Genomic DNA, 16,699 nt, shown 5'->3' with positions numbered 1-16,699 from the left:
TCCACCTACTTCCATAAAAATGGAGGGTATTCATCCAAATCATTACGCAAATAACGTGCTAATAGCAAAGCTTGTGCATGCGGAACTAATCCCCAGGAAATTTTCTCACCTAAATAGGGATGTGTAATCTTTTCTTGCTTTTTCTCTTGCCATGCTTTTAAAAATTTCTTCCTCGCATCATCCGTCATTAGGACTGCGCCATTTTCCTTCTTATAAAAATCATCTTTATTAACTACTTTCTTGTTAATTAACGCCAATACAAATTTATCAGCATACACACCACGCAGTTCTTCCATTACATCCAAAGCAAGTGAAGCACGACCCGGTCGATCACGGTGCAGAAATCCAACATATGCATCTAGTCCGACTGCTTCCAGAGCCGCTGCTGTATCATTCGAAAGTAATGTATAGGCGAACGATAACATCGCGTTCATATTATCAAGTGGAGGTCGGCGTGTGCGAGAATTGAAGTAGAAGTCCTCATTTTGCTGTAAGACCATCTGCCCTAGCGTCTTGTTGTAACTTACAGCTGCTTGTCCCTCTAGTCCACGTAGTCGTTCTAAATCCTCACAGGCTCTCACATCTTGAATAATTGATGAAAGTTGGCCTGATATCTCTTTAAATTGACTCACATCAATCCGCATCGGATATTCTCTTGTCGTTCTTTCAATCATCCATTTGTGATTGTAAATCTTCCCTACAATAAAATTCCGGGCAATTCGTGCCGACATCGACTCGTCATCAGAGATCTGATACTGTCTTTTTCTTAGAATAACATTCCCCTTACTTTGACCGATCACCCTAGCCAGAAATCTACCGCTCATCGTTAAAAATGTGATCGCAATATCTCGCTCCGCACAATATCCCATTAATGCAGGACTAGCACCTGTATAGCCAAATGAAACAATAGACTCCAGATTATGAAGAGGAAACCTGCCAAGCAACTCTTCGCCTATAGATAGCTTAATATTATCTCCATCCAACGACATATAGACATCAGATTGTGTGATGTACAGCGTGTTTAATAGACGTTTCATTCTTTAATCGCCCCTTCAATATAACTTCTGACTGTCTTTTTATTCATTAGCGCAGGCATACAAATTTGTTGAAGGGAACAATTATTGCAGAATGACCCTGTTTTTACCCTTGGTGTATGATTTCGTCCATAATAATCATACATTTCAGCTATGATTTTTTGTACTTTCTTCTTAATCTCTGGTGTTAACGGTACTTCAACTCGATGTTTAATTTCATTATAAAAAATGAACCCCGTATCAATTTCACATAGAAGCATTTCCTCTAAGCAAATGGCTTGTGCAGCTAATTGTAGAATATCCGATTCATCCGTCTTCGGTTTGCCACGCTTATACTCAATTGGATAAGCTAGGTACTTACCCTCTGCTCCATTAATCTCTACACCACACGGATCTTGGATAAATTCGACAACATCGCAAACCCCTGTAATTTTAAGATCTCTAGATTTAACAGACATCGACCGAACTACTAGCTTGTCACCACGTTTCTCTCTTGTAAAAGGTTTGTCTGCATGACGATGAAGATGCTGCCCCTCAATTGTCTTGACGTTCTCTACCCATTGTTGCTCAATATGAATGAGTGCCCATTGACGCTTGCAGAACTGGAAATGTTGAATTCCTGACAGCATTAGATAATCATCTTCATCATTATTGACCATCCAGAACCTCAACTTTCAATCCTTCAAGTTCATGTAAGGTAATTGTGTAATCTTCAAACGATCTAGGCTCTTCCTTATTCGATTGCACTTCTATAGAGCGATGTACTTTGGCAGAAGAATATTGTCCAAGTTTTGACTGATGCTCCCACCAATACACTTTAACAACCTCCATGCTACCATCTGGTCTAGCAGAAGATGCATCATTTTCAAATAATGTGATAAGAGCTAGTTTCAATTTTTCAGCGTCCTCAATTGTAAATCTAGTTTTTTCTGCTAGTTGTGTGTTAATGCTGCCTTTAAATACATACACCCCAAAATCTACACGGTGCTTCATACCCATTGTATCTGAACCTTTCTTATCCCCTGGTTCGGAATTGACACTCTTGGTAATTTGCATACTCGTAATATCGATTGGATCGACGCTGGTTGCTGTGTGAATGGATACAGGACCACGAACCCCAACAGAAACCCCTTTATCAGCCCCTCCTTTAAAAGCAAATACTTGTCCAAAGCTTCGAACATCCATCCACTGTTCACAAGCTAATTGTGCAAAATCTTCGCTTGAACCATCCTTCGCTTTCATGATCTTTGCCAAAGCAGTATTGGCTTCCGCACGTTCTTTCAAGCTCTTATAATTGTCAGTGTTGCGGTCATTAGACTGTACAAAAATCGACTCCCCCATATCCTGCAGACGATTTCTAATTTTACGTTTTAGAGCAACGTCCGAAATCTCACCAAGACCATCATAGTTTTGACGTGGTCTATTACCATTTAAAGGATCACCATTAGGATTAGCCTTAGAAACTGAGAATACGACTGCAAAATCAATTTTATGATTTAAAATGGTCATGTTTACATCTCCTCTTTATTGGATTGTTCTTCTGTATCTTCATTCTTCTTTTTAGACTGATAATAATCATGACGTTGACTGTAGTAACCTAATAAATATTTCCCAGACAACGGTCTGTTATTAAAGTCTTCATATTTGATATTAGAAGCAATTTCATCGATAAGTTTAGATAAATCAATTGCTTTCATACCCAATTTTGCCTGATAGGGCTGTAAGCTTGCTTGAATGGTTGACCAAGTTCTAGCTGGGTGCTGTGAGAAAGAATTCATATAACGTATCGCATTACTTGCACGCTTTTCATCTGATCCTAAAGCTCGTCTTTCTAAAACATCTGCAACCGCCAACAATCGACCAAATAAATAGTCACGATCCATATTTTCTTTGTCTAATGCCACTTCGTACCCCTCCCCTTTATCCAATAAAGTTTTATTTAGCAATGAACATGCGATACTAAGCGTTTTCTCCCACTCCCACTTGTCCATAGACACAGGATTAGATGCCCGCCCAACTGCGCTTTTCACAATATCCAAAGGTATTCGGGTTCCATCTACAATGCAAGGAAGCATTCGTTCCATTAGCCCTTTAACGACTTTTTCATTAGCATTCAAACCATACGCTGCAAATGCAATATCTTTAGTTGCTGGTGCACCGTAGAATTGTATCGGTTCGCCACTTTCATTCTTACGATAACGATGAAGCCACACACAAGTCGAGTGCCAATGTATTATTCGTTCAAAATATAACTGCTTGTCCATATTGCGATAATACAGAACAGCCATACGGCCAGTAGTAGCTGAATCTAATACGATTAAATTGATACTCATATCCGTTGTTACACGATTCTTATATCCTTCCAAAGCCTTAGAAATTTCATGAGCAAAACTTTCATTCGTAAACGCTTTTTGTTCATTCACAACGATCGAATCTGAACCATAGAACAGAGAGTCTTCTTCAGGAGGAATAACTTCAACTTCATGATTTGCCCATACTAAAAAGACACGCTGATCAATGATCTTACCTTGACGATTAATAAGCCACTTTAGTGCATTATGGGCTTTTTGCGAAACTTCATAACTGATACTGGCTGCTTCATCACTCTGACTAAAGCGTCCCCTATAGGTAAAACCACTCTTGTCATTAGCAGAAATAAGCTTGGCTTTATCCGCTGCGTTACGAATTTTATTTGCATGTTTATCCGTACTTGGAAGTGATTTTCCTGTTACATAACAAAGCCGTTCATCACTTAATTTGTGTTGGTAGAACTGAATGAAAGATTCATAAACTTCTCGATCTTCCCATACTTTGATCTTGTCTTTGGAACGAATATTAAAACGGATAAAGGCACCATCTTGCTCACCAGCAATAGCAGAGAATATCATAGGTTTTTCTGGGTATAGCGAAGTATATTTCTTATCCCATTTACCGATCAATCGATTATTCTCATCCACCACGAGCTTCCCGACTTCTACCAAATCCTGAATAAGACGGCCTTGTTTCAGATAGTTATAAATACTTTTTACTTTTGCATGACCATGGGGTGAATCGACCCAACCTTGTAAATTATTTATGTATGAAGTAAAAGGATCTTCCTTCTTCACCTCGCCACCATATGCAATATGGTCACCTGCTACGTAACTGATTTTATCGTGAAGTGGATACGGTGCGACCACAGAGCCCGCCCGACTCGCAGAGTCTTCCGTACAAGGTATTAACGTATTCGCATCACTTTTATTAATAAAATCTGCGGAATGGAACCTGCCATCTTCCGTTATTGTGACCTCAAGATGTGCGGTTTGCGTCGTATGCGAGATTGGTAAAAGTGTAAACTCTTGCCCATTAAATTTCCGCTCCACTTCACCCACACGATCCAGATTCGCATCATACGTCTCATAAAGATTTAATAACCAGCTCACAAGTTGCCCTCCTCTCCTATTTGTGCAAACAGGGCATCTATTGATTCTACATTCTCACCGGTAAACAACTTCGGCTCCATCTCTGAAATTGTACGTACTTGTGAACATGCTTCAGGTCGTAGGAATTGAATAATTCCATCCTTCATAACTGGATTCCACAGACGAACTTCCATCTGGTTTCTACCTGTCTCATCTGGGTAATTGATGCCATGAATCATCGTACCGAGGTGAATATCTCCATAATTATCATAGAAACTTTTACCCTCACCGAATACACATGGTTCAACATACGCTTGGCACTCACGAGCTCCAAGAAATATATCCCTTCTTCCTCCAGCACGTAAAGAACGTTTGAGTACGTTATGATGCTTGTGTTCGTTACGGTCTAGTTCTAACTCAGGTCGGTGCATGTTAAACTCAAAATGCGCCCTTACCTGATAGCGTACGTCTCTTAAATAGGTGTAATTAGCAAGTGTATTGCCTCCACCGTAATCGATCGGTCGTATCCCTTTGGATTCCATCCGAATAGCATTCATAATCCGTACTTCGTCCACAATATACATAATTGTAGGCTTCCAGTAAACGCTTTCGCAAATACCCTTAATAGCCTGGTACGTAGGTACTTGGTAGCTTAATTTTTCTCCACCTAATTTCGTTAACGGATCTGTAAAGAGTGCATAATCCCCATACACTTCGAACTCAATGCTATTTCTCACTCAGAAATCCTCCTTTCCAGTTTTTTGAATCTATTCCATTCTATCATGGAACATAGGATAATTAATCGAATTTACTCGAATAAATGTACCAAATCAAAGACCTAACATCCCCATCTGACTGTCATTTTCTATATCGCATCCAAAATCTTCACTATACGCGGTTTCTTTAAGTACGTACACTTTCCCGTCCAAACAACTTTCAATTCCACTATTCTGATCAAGTTTTCTTACTTCATGTTCGTAAAGGTTAACCGTGTATTGCTGTGCCTTCTTCATTAGCCTTGAAAAATCATCGATCGAACCGGCTCCATTCAAATCTGCAATGATCTCCTTGCCATCACCATAGGGAACAATGACTGAAGTCGTTAGATTATCAATCACTTGGAAATGATCCGCAGCAGTACCATAGCTGTTCGAGATATTCAAGGGCAGCCATTCTTTTTTCGCATCATAATAAGCACGAGAATAAGAATCTGGATTATTTTTTCTCGAAAATAAAAGATTGGTCATATCCTTTCTGATTTTGGAGATGGAATAATTCAATTCCGTTTTTAAATCCATATAGAATTCTTGAAAATAGTTCTCCATTGCTTGGCGAGATAATAAATGACCTCCATGATCTGAAGGATCGAACTTCAAGTCTCTGAGCATTTTCTGCGTGATCGCTTTACCCTTTGCAATTTCTTTCAAACGATCCAAGTTCTCATCTGCATGATCAATCATATAAACCTGACGAATCGAATCTTTACCATGTCTATTACATCGACCAGCCGCTTGGGCAATAGAATCCAATCCCGCCAATGAACGAATGACACATTCAAAGCTCACATCGACTCCGGCTTCAATTAACTGCGTGCTGATGCAAATGATTTTTTCATCATTGGATAGATGTCCTCTAACTTTGTCTAGAATGTCTTTTCTATGCGACGCACACATTGAAGTACTAAGATAATAGACCGGAATGATGTCCCCCTTCTCATCCATCACTTGTCGATGTAGTTGCTCGTACAGTTTTTTGACAACAGATTTGGTATTGAGAATCACTAGAATACTTTTAGTCTCTTGGAGACTGGAATGAACAAACTCAGCCAATTTTTCATTATTAAATGTTTCATCCGTTGCTCGATCAATAAGCTCTATTCGCTTAAACGCTTCAACCACATCATCAATTTCATCAATGATCTCTGCATCTTTATTTATGTTGAGTTTTTGTTCAACTAAATCTAGTGTAGGTTGTGTAGCTGTACATAGTACCATGCTGGATTGTCCGTAATCTTTTAAAAAGTTAAGCGCATGATTAAATAAAGACACACAAGCAGTTGGAACCTTCTGCACTTCATCAAAGATAATTACCGATTCACATAAGTTATGTAGTCTTCTAATGTTCCGGCTGCCCTTCGCGTAGAACACATTAAGGAACTGCACCATCGTTGTAAAAATAATTGGCGAGTCCCAGTTATCTCTGGCTAATTTCAATTTTTGCTGAGTTGTCACTGCATATCCGTCTTGATCTTCGTCATCCTCAGTCTCACTTTCTATGACATTCGAATGATGCTCTAGAATATGCTTGTCATCCTTCAAAATTCTGCGTACTTCTTCTGCGTTCTGCTCAATAATTGTTGTATACGGCACAACATAGACAATTCGCTTTTTATGAAAGGTAAGTGCATGTTTCAAAGCGTATCTTAAACTCGCTAATGTCTTACCACCTCCGGTTGGGATCGATAAGGTATAAATACCAGAGGGATTATTGGCAAAACGATCACATTGCTCTGACATTTGACTTCGAAGTAAGTTAACATTTGAATTGGCGTTTGTATTCTTTTTCAAAGATTCAATATGTAAGATTAATTTTTCATAATAATTATCAAATAGCGAATCAACATCGATCGGTTGCTCAACCTGTTTATTTTCTTCAAAAATACGGGTATTCGTACGATCTGCATCAATCAATGCACTAAACACAAATTTAGTCAGAAACATGCATTTAATTTCAGGACTAGTGGTCGAATTTCTCGAAATAATATGTTCAAGCTCTTTCGCAGCCTTATCTACATATTCATTAAACGCTTGTTCACCCATTACTTTGTCGAAAAATATTTGTTTCGTAAGCTCAAATGTTTCTAGACCTTTAACCTTATACTTAACCCGCGACAAAAAAGGAGATTCCAGATCCGGATTAAGAAAATCTTTTAGATAGGAATGATGCGAAATGATAGCATTTCCCACAATCTCAGCTACAAGACCTTTGTATCCAGCATTCTTAGGAGTACGGAATCGCTCATATAGTAGTTTCCCTCCTGCAGTTGAATGATCAACCTCACCTCGCTTTGGTTTCGCTGTACCAACATTACTAGTTGCCGCAAGTATGTATGTAGTAAATTCGTTCTTGTACTTTCCTAAGTCATGGAGTAAACCAGCAAGTCCACATAAGTGCTTTAAGTCAAGCTTGTCGCCATATCCTTCTGCTAGTTCTTTAACTTCTAACAAATGTTCTTCTACGGTTTGAACTTTACCATCACTCTCTCTAATATGAGCAATTGATTTCATTTTGAAAAACCTCCTAATTCTCGTGAGATACTTAGTATTACTTGTACATTGACAAATGAAAATCCTGTATGTTATTGGCGTCTTATGTAGAATTTTTTTGGATTTATTTGACTGAGCTAATAATAAAAAGAACAGCTATTAGCACAGGCTAAAAACTGTTCTTCAGGTCACATAGCTGTGTATGGTGTGACACAGATTAAAGCTCGTATATCCGATACAGCCCGAAATTTCAATCCACGCACCTACGTGAGGTGCGACCACTATGCAGATCAATGACTTACAAGATCCTCAATTTCAATCCACGCACCTACGTGAGGTGCGACCACTAGCATGGGGCACACTTGCAGCAAAGCCGTTATTTCAATCCACGCACCTACGTGAGGTGCGACAAGATGGTCGCATACACCAGTACGTAGATATTCATTTCAATCCACGCACCTACGTGAGGTGCGACATTAATTGTTTCTTATTTCAATAATAATGCCAAAATTTCAATCCACGCACCTACGTGAGGTGCGACCTATGTGCAGTGGTTTTGTCGTACTGCCCATGGGTATTTCAATCCACGCACCTACGTGAGGTGCGACCTATCGGCTCAGCCGATAACGATCGATTGAATAATTTCAATCCACGCACCTACGTGAGGTGCGACACGCAAATTCGTCTTCTCTGTGACCATCTACTCATTTCAATCCACGCACCTACGTGAGGTGCGACCAGGAGGGTTGATGACCCCACCATCAACAGGCGATTTCAATCCACGCACCTACGTGAGGTGCGACCGGTGACTGTGTCGTGATAACAAGGCGCGATATATTTCAATCCACGCACCTACGTGAGGTGCGACGACAAAGCGATTAAAGCGCTTATGGACGGGATATTTCAATCCACGCACCTACGTGAGGTGCGACTAATGAAGCGGCAGATATTGCGGTCATTAACGAATTTCAATCCACGCACCTACGTGAGGTGCGACTAATGAAGCGGCAGATATTGCGGTCATTAACGAATTTCAATCCACGCACCTACGTGAGGTGCGACAATCGGATAAGGGGGGGCTTCCTTGATAACGGAATTTCAATCCACGCACCTACGTGAGGTGCGACCACGCGCACTCGAACTTGGATTTCCCGTATTATATTTCAATCCACGCACCTACGTGAGGTGCGACATGGGTTGTGAAGTCAGTCGAACAAAGCTGGGAATTTCAATCCACGCACCTACGTGAGGTGCGACGAGGTGTAGAAAATTTGGTTCATAAATATTGCAATTTCAATCCACGCACCTACTTGAGGTGCGACTTTAGATAAAATCGCATTGGAGGGCTTTCCCAAATTTCAATCCACGCACCTACGTGAGGTGCGACATATGACACCATGCAAAAGGTAAAGTCATTGAAATTTCAATCCACGCACCTACGTGAGGTGCGACTGAATCTATAAGCTTATCCTTGCGTGAATGACTATTTCAATCCACGCACCTACGTGAGGTGCGACCCATTGGTTCCACAGTGTTCATTGCAGTATTCATTATTTCAATCCACGCACCTACGTGAGGTGCGACGAAAAAATACGCAATGTTCTAGGGGACTATGCAATTTCAATCCACGCACCTACGTGAGGTGCGACTTGCCGAATAATCGAGTTCGGATATGTTTGAATTTCAATCCACGCACCTACGTGAGGTGCGACAACACAGTGTTTGCTTTACAGACCGAGATCGGAATTTCAATCCACGCACCTACGTGAGGTGCGACTTCTTACCGCAAAGCTATATTGAGCAGCTAGAAATTTCAATCCACGCACCTACGTGAGGTGCGACAAGCTTGAAAAGTTCATGGGTATGATGAGTGAAATTTCAATCCACGCACCTACGTGAGGTGCGACTCGGCTGCGAGCTAGTGGATATAGATCTTCAAGATTTCAATCCACGCACCTACGTGAGGTGCGACATTATTATATTTCTAACCTCCCCGACCCTACTATTTCAATCCACGCACCTACGTGAGGTGCGACGCGGAATGGTGGCAAGCAAGTGGATTTACAAATATTTCAATCCACGCACCTACGTGAGGTGCGACGTTGTTCCGTCAGCGGTATACGCTCAGTATAAATTTCAATCCACGCACCTACGTGAGGTGCGACTCTGATTATCCATGATGTTATTGAAAGTGTTAAAATTTCAATCCACGCACCTACGTGAGGTGCGACGTGGGTAATGGGCAGTTTACCGTTGACACTGGAGATTTCAATCCACGCACCTACGTGAGGTGCGACAGCGAAAAATGATCAAAAATCAACTTTTTTGATCATTTTTCTGTAAAATCCACGTGAAAAACAGCCGACATAATTGAACTAATCAAATTCACTTAACTTTCAATGATTAATAAATGTAATCAATTGGTAAATAAGTGGTGCGAATCACCTAGTAAAAACATGTAAGCTTTACATTCGCACCGAATAGTTGACCTCTCTGTTCCTGTATCAACCTATAATTCTCATTATAAATTAAATAATGTATTAAATCACCTCGCCACAATCATAAACCTAGCCGAATTCGTGCGAATCCCCTTATCGGTCTTATTCTCCTTAATAAACTGCTCTAGTATCTCGAAATCTCGCTCTTCCTTACCGAAATTCGGAATAATCGGCGTATGTTTAAGAAGGAAGATTAAGTCCTCTGATGTCTCGTAGTATTCTGCGGCATCGTATTCGAGCACCTGAATATCTGCTAATCCCGCTTTGCGCAGTTCATTCACATACTGATTCTGCAATGTACCTGCAGGTGTTCCGTATGCCTGCCCCCTGCCGAATGCCATTTTCAAATTCAACTTATCATTCTCACGCACTTGTTGGGTAAAGAATACCCCGTCATTCGTTAATACCCTTGTAACTTCCCTAGCATTAAACACCGATTGCCTGCAAGATATCACTTGGAAAAAATGATCGGGGAACATGAGTTGATTCACGTCCATTTCCAAGAAACGTACATTGTGAATATCAGCAAGCTGTAAATTGCGCTTCGCCGTCTCGATCATCCCCGCTGATAGATCAATACCAATAAGCAGCTGCGCCTGATCTGCAATCGATAATAGCGCTTCTCCACCACCTGTACCCACATCAAGCAGCACATCTGTCGGTTTGCACGCCTCTACCACTTCCTTATAGAAATCCCACTTCACACCTTCTTGCGAGATTTTCAATTTGCTAAAATCCCAACCAATTTCCCTACCGACTTCATCGTAAAATTTCTTATATTCCTGTGTGTTCATTCGTCATCAACTACCTTCCACTAGACGCTAGACATGAAGCCACCATATCCCTGCACACTCCGGAACTTGCGCCTTATTATCCTTACGAACTTGATCCGCAAGCTCTGTACTAAAGAAGAACTTCGTTAATTCCACAGCCTGCTCCACACTGTCGAACTGATAATCCGTTCTCATCCATTTGTGTGCGAACCCATAGTCTGCAACTAGACTTGCGTAGTATTCTATTAGAAAATCAGGAGGGTTCGGGGTTTCATAACCAGTTCCCATCGTTTCGAAAATAATAATCGTCCCTCCGGGACGCAGAACCCGCTTCATTTCTAGCATAATTTCTTCTAAATTTTGCTTCCATTGCGGCAAACCCGATTGCACAAGATAACATATCGTCCACCCTGCGACAATCAAGTCTGCACTCTGATCTGCTACAGGCAGCTTGCGATGGTCAGCAACGGCTATTTTCCAATTCATAAGCCCTGCATCCATTAGTTTCTCGGCTGTTTCATCTAACATAGCTTGGGATTGATCAAGCGCGATAATCGTCCTAGCATCAGGTACTAACACAGTCGTCAATCGTCCTGAACCTGCCCCCATGTCGACGATATCCAATCCTTCATAAGCTTGAATTTCTCCGATAATCTTAGCAAGCTTCGGCTGCTTGGAAATGAGTAAGTGGTACTTTTCCGCTTCGTTCAAATAAATAGATGTGTGATCTGGCATGGTATGTGCCTCCTTCGATATGTTCAACTGCTTTCGATTCTAGAATAAAAGTTGACGTAACGAGAAGGTCAATGGTTCATTTCAGAATTTCATTATTTTTTCATAAACAGTCACTTCACAGACCTCTTCAAATCCTGCTCGCTTATAAATGTTAATCCCATCTGCAGACGCTTGAAGCACGCAATATTCAGGGGCTTTCCCCTTTGCTGCCTCAACCAAATAACTAAACATTGCAGAGCCATACCCCTTACCCCGATATTCTTCTCTTGTTGCAATATCATAGATCCCAACCGAATTGTCAGCGATCACAAGCGTCCCCGTAGCCACAGCATCTAGACCAACGCATCCAATATACAGCTGCATAGCAGAATCCGATTCTAGGAGTAATTCCGAAGTAACGTTATAATATCCTCGGACATTCACCGCTTCCTCCGACTCACCGAATAAGGAGGCTAACACATCACCGAATAACTTAATATCTTCTTTACTACGTACCTCTCTAATTTGAAAATGTTCGGGCATCCCTGCGCTCATATCCATTTCCGCCAGCTTAGCAGCCATCGCAATATTGGTTTCAGCAGCGATCAGACCTAAGTCTTGCAACGTTTCACACGTACTACCATTACGATCTTCCCACGTCCAGAGCGCCATCGGCTTATTTTGTCCTGTCAAATAATGAAGTGCATTAGCAATGTGAACTCCATCTAAAGCTTTCAGCTCTTTTTCCAGAGGGACGATGACGTTAAACGTATCTGACCGAAGTCCAGAGTCTACTCGGACATACCCAGCCGTCACTTGCACATCCATACTGTCCGTACGCTCTGCGAGATACGTATTTTTATAAATAAAATTGTCTCGAACGAGGTTCGACAATGCTTCTCTGGTCAAGTTCATAGTGCCACCTCTGCCGCTCTACGCACGCTCTCTTTCGTCCACTCTGGTGCTTTGTGGTGACGCATTACTTCTTCCACCGTGAGCCAATGCACCGCTTCGACCTCGTCTGGACTTTTACTATGTGCTGTTCCTTCTGCATATTCGCACAGGAACACAATGTTAATCACATGGCAATCCTCACCCGCGACGAAGGAAGAACTATATACGAACTTGACCTCAGCTTTCACCGTAACCCCAACTTCTTCCTCAATCTCGCGCTTCACCGTTCTCTCCAATATATCTTGTGAGAATCCTTCGAGATCGACTTTACCGCCAACTAGAGACAATGTTCCACCCGCATGCTCTTCTTTCATACTTCTAGTGATTAATAGCCATTTGCCATCTTGGCATACAGCACCTTCAACATTCACGATAAACATGATGATTCCACCTTTATTTTTTATAAAATAATTAATTATCTCTATAATGAACCTATCTTCGTCATTGTAACATTCGTAAAGTGATATAATCATGGTAAAAAACAATTAAAGAGGGATTGCTCAATGACAGCTATAATTGATAAAATCGCATGGATTCACATCGAGAACGGTCGAGTTCTAGGCGCACGTTCCAAAGGGAAGAGCAGCTTCTATATTCCTGGTGGTAAAAGAGACCCTGGCGAAACCGACCAAGAGACGCTTATTCGCGAGATCCAAGAAGAACTTTCGGTTCAGATTAAGCCGGATACGATCGTACATTTCGGAACTTTCGTTGCTACAGCAGATGGGAAGGCAGCCGGTACACAGGTGCAAATGACTTGCTATTATGCCGATTATGAAGGTGAACTGTGCCCTGCGTCTGAGATTGAGGAATTAGCATGGCTAACACATGCAGATCGAGATCAGGTATCGCCTGCTACGCAGATGATTCTGGATCACTTATATAACATCAACAAGCTTTCCTAAGTTCATTTAGGAAAGCTTGTTTTTTTGTGGATTACTATTCTGCTAACTAACATCCCCTTGCAGCAAGCTATATATCTCCAAATCTACTACTCCTTTGCCTGACCACAAAGTCGCTTGGCGCAAAGTACCTTCATAAGAGAAACCGTTCTTCAGTAGTACTTTCTTTGATCCATCATTTGCTGGCATCACTTCCGCCTGAATCCGATTTACACCGACATCCCTAAACAGGAAATCAACTAAGATGCGTACAGCCTCTGTCGCAATGCCTTGTCCCCAACTCTTTTCCACTAAAAAGTAACCTATCGTCACACTATTTACTTTTTGATTAAACTCCATCGCTTCAATAATGCCTACCAATCGACCCGGATCTTCCTGCTGAAAAATGCCCCACTTCACGCTCGAACGTTTGTTATAATCCCGCTCGAAATGGCCGATCATGCTCTTCACTGTTGCTTTGTTATGCTTCGGAATAATCCCGCAATACTCGAATACGTTGTCATTATCATAGATCGCGAATACGTCATCCAGATGCGATTCCTCTACTTTTTTCAGTACCAGTTTATCTGACTTTAGAATCGGAAACTGTCCGTATATCACGTCGATATTCATACCTTCGTCATTCCTTATCTTCTTCGCTCGGAATCCCTCAAATTCATTTTGTTGCAGCCAGCGATTGCGCATCAGATGCGTCCTCAGCTTGTCCACTTGTACAGATTTTAAGGTCACATCTTTTCTACGATGCAAGAATAGTAGTCTGAGAAGTGCAAGTGCTGTAAATTGTTCGAACGTCTCCTCATCTAGTGAATGTTCTAGCATATAAGCACGTTGAAGGCTATCTGCATAACGCTCCGAGACGAATATTCGAATCACCACACAAGACCATGCCAGATCGTACCTAGGATCACCATACTGCGCATTCGTCCAATCAATGATCTTAAACTTACCTTGCTCACCCACGATATTTCCTAGATGAAAGTCACCATGAATCAAGCAATCTTGCTGTAATTGAACAAGTGGAAGAAGCTGATGTAAGGCCAGTTCTATATCAGGATATAGGTGAACGTTATAGAAGAAGTAACTAATGAAATCATGCTTAGGAAGCTGCTCAATCGCGTTCACATCCGCACGATGTATGGCAGACAATATATGTGCAAATTCAGTCATGATGTCGTTATTTAAGTAATTAAGTGGAGCACCATCATTAGACGTTAGGAGCACTTGGACATCTCCCAACCTCCCCCAACCTACGGGATTGGAGACTGCAATCCCTTGTTCGAATAATGTGTACAGCAATTCATATTGCAGCGCAATATTCGGATTGGATGATTTATTCCACATTTTGAGAATAAAGCTCCTAGTACCCGAGCGAACCTCTATCACTTCTGCTTCAAAGCCTTGTTTCAATGAATGAATCGACATCGATTCAGAAGATTTCAGTAGCTCGTCAATAATGGGACTTTGTTCGTTCCAATGTACAGATAAGATCGGATTATTCAATACCATTTCACCCTTCCAACCAGCATGCATTTATCCAGAATTATACACTTACACCGATAGCCTCGTATACAAAAAAAGCCAGTATCTACATGCAGTAGACACAAGCTTATATACCTCTATTAGATCTTACACCTCTATTAAATCAACTTCTAGATCAATTTCCGACTGTACCACTTCTCACCTTTAAAGCGCCAAGTGAAGATTGCACCTCGAATACCCCACTCGACAACCATTGCAATCCATACCCCCATTAGTCCGTAACCAAGCGTTATCGCTAACACATAGCCCAGAACAACGCGAACGAGCCACATTGTGATAAGCGATGTGATGGATGTAAAGTTGGAATCCCCTGCTGCACGCAAGGCAGAAGGCATAATAAAGCTGATTGACCACAAGAACGGCTGCGAAATCGCCATAAACACCATAAGCGCGAAGATCGTAGGAACAATCTCTTCAGGCGGGGAGAATAACCGAATAATGTACGGGAATAACGGTAGAATGATTGCAGCTGCAAATAGGAAGAACGCGGTTGCTAATCCGATGAACGACTTCACGAACTTTCTTGCATCCGCTATATTCTTTCCTCCAATACACTGTCCAACAACGGTCACAATCGTGATACTCAGCGCGTTACCGCCAATCTGGAACAAGAGCGCAATCGAACCACTAATAGCATTGGCTGTAATCGCCAGTGTCCCTAGCTGCACAATAAATGTTTGCGTCAGCAGCTTACCGCCATTGAAGAACATCTGCTCCGCAGCAAATGGAATGCCGATGATCATGATCTTTTTTAGAATCGAGAAGTTAAGCTTGATTGCATTCGTAATTCTAAACCGCAAGGTATGATTGTACTTCATTAAATAAGTGATCGAAATAATCATCCCAAGCACCCTAGCTGTAATCATCGAGATGACAAGCCCCATCACACCCATATCAAGGACAGATATAAACAAAATGTTCAGCAGTAAGTACGTCATGTTCATGATTACAGATAATCCGAGACATGCCTTCGTCTCACCTACACCTCGCAGTGCACCCGTGACCGCTTGGAAAATCGCAATGAATGGGAATGAGATACAGCTTCCGATCAAGAATATCCTCGCATTCGCAAATACATCCGCATCAGCTCGACCAAACAACAAGTTTAACGTCGGCGTGTGCAGAATAATGACGATTGTGCTAATCACAACAGACAGGATTGTTACCGCAGATATCGCTTGTGCTGCTGCCTTCGAGACCATATCGTGATTGCCACTACCCTTATACTGGGCGACAATGACCGTTCCACCTGTTGCTACTGCAATAAATACATTAATAAGAAAGAAATTAAACGAATCGACCATACTTACTGCACTGACGGCAGCTACTCCTGAGGAACTGATCATTGCTGTATTAACCAAGCTCATTAGAATGATGAAAGCCTGATCGACGAATACAGGGAAAATAATGGATATAATCTTTTTGTAATCCAATACTTCGCCTGAAAAATACTTATTTAGAAAATAGACAGATTTACGCTTTAAACTTTGACCACTTGCATCCACATTATCATCTTCTTGTCTAAATTATTTGAGTACTAAAACAGTATACCACCGTTAAGTCGTTTAAGTTGTGACAAGTATCCGTAGCAAGGATATAGCAAATAACAAGCCTCTCC

At 41.5% G+C, this 16,699-nt stretch carries 13 protein-coding genes, 1 pseudogene and 1 CRISPR repeat array; of the genes and pseudogenes, 1 reads left to right on the top strand and 13 read right to left on the bottom strand.

Annotated features, from left to right (window positions below; translation table 11 throughout):
- Window positions 1-5: 5 nt before the first annotated feature.
- The 10 genes from cas1c to NV379_RS18300 all read right to left on the bottom strand — a co-directional run bounded on the left by cas1c (window position 6) and on the right by NV379_RS18300 (window position 13,020).
- Window positions 6-1,037: a type I-C CRISPR-associated endonuclease Cas1c gene (cas1c, locus tag NV379_RS18345; protein ID WP_258208793.1), complete on the bottom strand. Its 1,032-nt coding sequence runs from the start codon at window positions 1,035-1,037 to the stop codon at window positions 6-8.
- Window positions 1,034-1,693 carry a CRISPR-associated protein Cas4 gene (gene cas4, locus NV379_RS18340; protein WP_258208792.1) on the bottom strand — a complete coding sequence of 220 codons (660 nt, stop codon included), beginning with the start codon at window positions 1,691-1,693 and terminating at the stop codon, window positions 1,034-1,036. The genes cas1c and cas4 overlap by 4 nt, the downstream gene beginning before the upstream one ends.
- Window positions 1,683-2,543, bottom strand: a complete 861-nt coding sequence (gene cas7c / locus NV379_RS18335) for a type I-C CRISPR-associated protein Cas7/Csd2 (RefSeq protein WP_258208791.1) — start codon at window positions 2,541-2,543, stop codon at window positions 1,683-1,685. Before cas7c ends, cas4 begins: the two co-directional genes overlap by 11 nt.
- A gap of 2 nt (window positions 2,544-2,545) precedes the next feature.
- A complete protein-coding gene (cas8c, locus tag NV379_RS18330; protein ID WP_258208790.1) occupies window positions 2,546-4,456 on the bottom strand; it encodes a type I-C CRISPR-associated protein Cas8c/Csd1 in 1,911 nt (636 codons plus the stop codon).
- On the bottom strand, window positions 4,453-5,172 hold the full coding sequence (gene cas5c, locus NV379_RS18325; RefSeq protein ID WP_258208789.1) for a type I-C CRISPR-associated protein Cas5c: 720 nt from the start codon (window positions 5,170-5,172) through the stop codon (window positions 4,453-4,455). Before cas5c ends, cas8c begins: the two co-directional genes overlap by 4 nt.
- Window positions 5,173-5,265: 93 nt before the next feature.
- Complete coding sequence (cas3, locus tag NV379_RS18320; RefSeq protein WP_258208788.1) at window positions 5,266-7,722, bottom strand: CRISPR-associated helicase Cas3'; 2,457 nt, start codon at window positions 7,720-7,722, stop codon at window positions 5,266-5,268.
- Between the two features lie 226 nt (window positions 7,723-7,948).
- Window positions 7,949-9,998: direct repeats of the CRISPR family, unit length 32 nt; unit sequence ATTTCAATCCACGCACCTACGTGAGGTGCGAC.
- Between the two features lie 248 nt (window positions 9,999-10,246).
- Window positions 10,247-10,993 carry a class I SAM-dependent methyltransferase gene (locus NV379_RS18315; RefSeq protein WP_258208787.1) on the bottom strand — a complete coding sequence of 249 codons (747 nt, stop codon included), beginning with the start codon at window positions 10,991-10,993 and terminating at the stop codon, window positions 10,247-10,249.
- A gap of 27 nt (window positions 10,994-11,020) precedes the next feature.
- Window positions 11,021-11,707: a class I SAM-dependent methyltransferase gene (locus tag NV379_RS18310; RefSeq protein ID WP_258208786.1), complete on the bottom strand. Its 687-nt coding sequence runs from the start codon at window positions 11,705-11,707 to the stop codon at window positions 11,021-11,023.
- Window positions 11,708-11,788: 81 nt separating this feature from the next.
- Complete coding sequence (locus NV379_RS18305; protein WP_258208785.1) at window positions 11,789-12,601, bottom strand: GNAT family N-acetyltransferase; 813 nt, start codon at window positions 12,599-12,601, stop codon at window positions 11,789-11,791.
- Entirely contained in the window at window positions 12,598-13,020 is a 423-nt protein-coding gene (locus NV379_RS18300) for an NUDIX hydrolase (protein WP_258208784.1), read from the bottom strand. The genes NV379_RS18305 and NV379_RS18300 overlap by 4 nt, the downstream gene beginning before the upstream one ends.
- Window positions 13,021-13,143: 123 nt before the next feature.
- Here NV379_RS18300 and NV379_RS18295 point away from each other — a divergent pair, with 123 nt between their 5' ends.
- Entirely contained in the window at window positions 13,144-13,545 is a 402-nt protein-coding gene (locus NV379_RS18295) for an NUDIX hydrolase (protein WP_258208783.1), read from the top strand.
- Between the two features lie 42 nt (window positions 13,546-13,587).
- On the opposite strand, the gene NV379_RS18290 is transcribed toward NV379_RS18295, so the two are convergent.
- The 3 genes and pseudogenes from NV379_RS18290 to NV379_RS18280 all read right to left on the bottom strand — a co-directional run bounded on the left by NV379_RS18290 (window position 13,588) and on the right by NV379_RS18280 (window position 16,586).
- Window positions 13,588-14,154, bottom strand: a complete 567-nt coding sequence (locus NV379_RS18290) for a GNAT family N-acetyltransferase (RefSeq protein ID WP_258208928.1) — start codon at window positions 14,152-14,154, stop codon at window positions 13,588-13,590.
- Window positions 14,155-14,373: 219 nt separating this feature from the next.
- Window positions 14,374-14,964 (bottom strand): annotated as a pseudogene (locus NV379_RS18285) (aminoglycoside phosphotransferase family protein); the annotation flags it as partial.
- 227 nt (window positions 14,965-15,191) lie between these two features.
- Window positions 15,192-16,586: an MATE family efflux transporter gene (locus NV379_RS18280; RefSeq protein ID WP_258208782.1), complete on the bottom strand. Its 1,395-nt coding sequence runs from the start codon at window positions 16,584-16,586 to the stop codon at window positions 15,192-15,194.
- Between the last annotated feature and the right edge of the window lie 113 nt (window positions 16,587-16,699).

The organism is Paenibacillus radicibacter (assembly GCF_024721995.1).
Taxonomy (GTDB): Bacteria; Bacillota; Bacilli; order Paenibacillales; family NBRC-103111; genus Paenibacillus_AM; species Paenibacillus_AM radicibacter.
This window is presented reverse-complemented; position numbering and strand designations above follow the sequence as displayed.